This window comes from Pseudomonas sp. (assembly GCF_050739995.1).
Taxonomy (GTDB): Bacteria; Pseudomonadota; Gammaproteobacteria; order Pseudomonadales; family Pseudomonadaceae; genus Aquipseudomonas.
This window is the reverse complement of the sequence record NZ_JBOICG010000726.1, coordinates 1-2,468: the sequence shown is the minus strand read 5'-3', so window position 1 is coordinate 2,468 and position 2,468 is coordinate 1. Positions and strand designations below refer to the sequence as shown.

Annotated in this window: 2 protein-coding genes; both read right to left on the bottom strand. The window is 62.2% G+C overall.

All coding sequences use genetic code 11. The features are described from left to right. Positions 1 to 34 precede the first annotated feature (34 nt). Positions 35 to 1,333: a protein kinase gene (locus tag ACRESD_RS24415; protein ID WP_431753253.1), complete on the bottom strand. Its 1,299-nt coding sequence runs from the start codon at positions 1,331 to 1,333 to the stop codon at positions 35 to 37. Between the two features lie 40 nt (positions 1,334 to 1,373). After that, a complete protein-coding gene (zapE, locus tag ACRESD_RS24410; protein ID WP_431753252.1) occupies positions 1,374 to 2,468 on the bottom strand; it encodes a cell division protein ZapE in 1,095 nt (364 codons plus the stop codon).

Below are 2,468 nucleotides of genomic sequence, written 5' to 3'. Positions count from 1 at the left end.
CCGCATTCGCGAGCAAGCCCGCTCCCACATTGGTTTAGTGGTGTTGGATAGAACCCAGCAAGGTTTCGATTTCGTCGAACCCCGGCCGCGCCAACACGCTCGGCTGACAGCATCTTTGCTGCAGTGCCAGCAAGGTTTCGTCACTTGTCTCAACCCGCTCCAACAACTCCCCCAGCAACACCCCGAACGCCCGCACTTCAATCCGTTGCAACGCCCTGGTTTCCAGCGTGTCCGCCGTGGCATGGAACGACGCCGCGCCAAAGTCCCCCAGCAAGCAGTCGCCTGCTGTATTCCACAAGATATTGTGAGCGTACAAGTCGCCATGGGTGATGCCGTGCCGGTGCAGGTGCGCGGCGACCGACGCCACGCCCCGGATCATGCGCAGCGCCACATCCAGGCTGAAACGGGTGTCGGCTGGGTAGATATCGCGAGTGCAGGAGTCCCAGCTGGGCAGGGCTGCCAGGTTGCGGTAACTCGGATCGATCAGGTCCATCACCAACGCGGCCTGGTCATCGGGGTGGACGACGACGCGGCCTTCCACTTTGATCAGGTTCGGGTGCAGCCCGGCGGCGATGCAGGCTTGCATTTCGTGCAAGGGAGAGCCGTCGCTGGTGATGGTGCCTTTGTACAACTTGACCGCGACGGGCTTGGCAAGCGGCTTCCACACAGCCTTGCGGATGATTCCGGACGCGCCTTCCCCGAGCACCTCGGCCAGTTCCAGTTCCGCCCAGGGAATATTCGGCGTGGTGTCATCGTCGGTCACCTCCACCGCCATTTCCACCGGGTTGCCGGCATAGGCCAGCCAGGTCAGGCTGGGCAGGTTCAGCAGCCATTCGGGCAAGTGGGTGAAGCGGTTGGAGGCGATGCGGATCAGCTCCAGGTTGTGGCAGTGGGTCAGGCTTTGCGGCAAGTGCTCCAGCTGATTGCCCGCCAGCATCAGCTTCTGCAGGAGCGGCCGTTCACCCAGTTCACTGGGCAATTGGCGTATGCAGTTATCCGTGAGAATCAGCCAGCGCAGGAGCGGTGGCAGGGCGGCGGCGGGCACGTGACGGATCTGGTTGGCCTTGAAGCCGATCATGCTCAGTTTGGCGCACTGGCCCAGGCATTCCGGCAATTGGGTAAAGGCATTGTCCGAGCAGAACAGTATGCGCAAATGGGTCAGGCGGTGAAGGTCCTCGGGCAGGCTGCTAAGCGCGTTGCCGGTAAGGTTGAGGATCTCCAGAGTGTCGGCCAGTTCAAAGATTTCAGGCGGAAATTCAGTCAGCCCGCAGGACAGGTCCAGGCGTTTGGCGCCGGCCAATTGGCCGGCCTTGAGTTGGGCGAGGGTATTCATGAACGGCGCGATCACTCGGCAAGGTAGGCGTAAATGGCGCTCATGATACCGGGTCGGGCGCAGGTTGCGGGCAGACCGTTTGCAATTGGCTCAGCCGGCTGGCGGTACGGGCCAAGTCAATGGCCTGGCCTTCCAGGGCGTGCGCCAGGGGCTGGTGGCCGATCAGGGTCAGGCGCTTGTCGCGGTCGTAGAGCACGTCCACCAGGTTAATGAAGCGCTGCTGCACAGCGATCGGGCATTCGGCCAGTTGGGGCAGGCCGTCGATGATCCAGTGATCGTAGTCCTGGCACAGCAGCAGGTAATCCATCACCGCGGTGAGTTGCTCGCACAGGTCGTTGAAGGTGAAGGCGATGGTGCGCGCTTGCCGGTGGCGAAACGTTAACTGCCGGGTGCCCACACTCAAGAGGTGTGGCGCGCAATCCGCGACGGGCAGTCTGAGGTCTGCGCGTTGCTGCGCGCTACCGGGCCAAATGTAGTGTCCTTCGGTAAAGCGTTGGTCGGCATGGGCCTGGGGCAGGCTGCGGAAATCCTGCGGCGAACTGACTTCCAGCACGTCCATGCGCGCAGCGATCAGGTCGATCACTGGCTTGAAGCGTTCATGGTACAGCGGGTTGGGCAGCAAGCCTTCGGGTGGGTAATTGGACGTCACCAGCACCCACACGCCGCGTTGGAAAAGCGCCTTGAACAGGCGGCTGATCAGCATCGCATCGCCGATGTCGTGGACATGGAACTCGTCGAAACACAGTACACGACAGCCTGCGAGCAACTCATCCAGGGTGACGGCCAAGGCATCGGTCTGTCCGCGCTGCTGGAACATGCCCCGGTGCAGACGGGCGAAAAAATCGTGGAAGTGCACACGCTGCTTCTCGGCCATCGGCAGCGCCTGGAAAAACCCATCGAGCAGCCAGCTTTTGCCGCGTCCCACCGGGCCGTGCAGGTACAGGCTGCGTGTGGGGCGCCCGGCGAGCAGATGCCGGGTTTCGCTGTCCAGGGCGGCAACCGCCTGGGTTTGGCCTGCACTGAGGGTATAGCCCTGTTGTGCGGCTTTATTTTGAAAAAACGCAGGGATAGGCGAGGTATCCGGGGCGTCGGTTTTTTTACCCAGCAGGCGCCGGATCAGGGAAGGCACGGCCAA

Coding starts and splice junctions, on each gene's coding strand:
- ACRESD_RS24415 (WP_431753253.1), bottom strand. CDS start 1,333: ATGAATACCCTCGCCCAACTCAAGGCCGGCCAATTGGCCGGCGCCAAA.